Here is a 1,434-nt window from a genome sequence, read left to right as displayed (position 1 = left end):
CGCGCGCATTTCAGATGAGTCAACGCGGTCGGTGGCCGGTGGCATGATCGAACTTATGTTCGAGTGGTGGTATGCGTCGCGGGAGACGCCCGAGTCGGGGGCGCTGCTGGATCGGGCGCGTGAGGCGGGGCGTGCGGAGGCGCGGGCGGCCGCCGAGCGGTTGGTGGCGGCCGGTGAGTTGTTGGTGTTGCGGTGTCGGGAGTCGGGGAGCGGGCGGACTGGTCGGCGGATGCGTGGGAGGCGGTGGCCGCGCAGTTGGGTGCGGCGTTGGGGTGCAGTGTGGCGATGGGACATAGCTACTTGCGGTATGCGATGGCTTTGCGCGATCGGTTGCCGCGGGTCGGTGAGGTCTTTCGGGCCGGTTTGATCGATTACCGGGCGTTTCAGACGGTGGTGTTTCGCACTGACTTGATCACCGATGCCGAGGTGTTGGCCCGCGTGGATGAGCAGTTGGCGGTGGTGCTGTCGCGGCGCCCCTCGCTGACCCGCGGTGGGCTGGGTGCTGCGGTGGACCGGGTGGTCGCACTCGCGGATGCCGACGCGGTGCGCCGGGCCAAGGACGCGCTGCGGGATCGCTATGTCGATGTGCTCGACCACGAGTCGGGGATGGCGTATGTGAGCGGCAGTGTGGTGGCCACCGACGGCCAGGCGTTGGATCGGCGCCTCGATGAGCTGGCCGCCACGGTGTGTGCGGCCGATCCGCGCACCGCCGCGCAGCGGCGTGCGGATGCGTTGGGGGTGTTGGCCGCCGGCGGCGCGCGTTTGGTGTGTGGCTGCGGGGGTTCCGACTGCCCGGCGGTCGCGCCGAGGGCGGTCAAGAGCAACGTGGTGATCCACGTGATCGCCGAGCAGGCCAGCCTGCAGGGCACCGCCTCGACCCCGGCGGTCTCGCCCGGGGTGGAAGGTCTCATCCCGGCCGAGGTGCTCGCCGAGCTGGCCGCCTCGGCGCGGCTGGTGCCGCTGATCCCACCCACGGGTGCCGAAACCCGCTACACCCCCTCGGCCGCACTGGCCGACTTCGTGCGCTGCCGCGACCTGACGTGCCGGGCCCCGGGTTGTGACCGCCCGGCCACCGACTGCGACCTCGACCATACGATCCCGTACGCCGACGGCGGCCCCACGCACGCCTCGAACCTCAAGGCGCTATGCCGTGGGCACCATCTGATGAAGACGTTTTGGGGCTGGCGCGACCGCCAGCTGCCCGACGGCACCGTCATCTGGACGCTGCCCGACGGACACACCTACGTCACCACCCCGGGCAGCGCACTCTTATTCCCCAGCCTGTGCGCGCCCACCGGCGCGATACCGGCCACCGAAGCCGACCCGCCCCGCGACTACTGCGCCGAGCGCACCGCGATGATGCCCAAACGCCGCCGCACCCGCGCCCAGGACCGCGCCGCGCGCGTGGCCACCGAACGCCGGCACAACCGCGAC

General features: G+C 71.3%; 1 pseudogene. It reads left to right on the top strand.

Annotated elements, in window-relative coordinates:
- Positions 1 to 55 precede the first annotated feature (55 nt).
- Positions 56 to 1,434 (top strand): annotated as a pseudogene (locus A5622_RS04275) (HNH endonuclease signature motif containing protein); the annotation flags it as partial.

It is taken from the genome of Mycobacterium sp. 1245801.1, assembly GCF_001673055.1.
In the GTDB taxonomy this organism is placed as follows: Bacteria; Actinomycetota; Actinomycetes; order Mycobacteriales; family Mycobacteriaceae; genus Mycobacterium; species Mycobacterium europaeum_A.
Note: the sequence above shows the minus strand (reverse complement) of the source record. Positions and strands in the feature narration are given on the sequence as shown.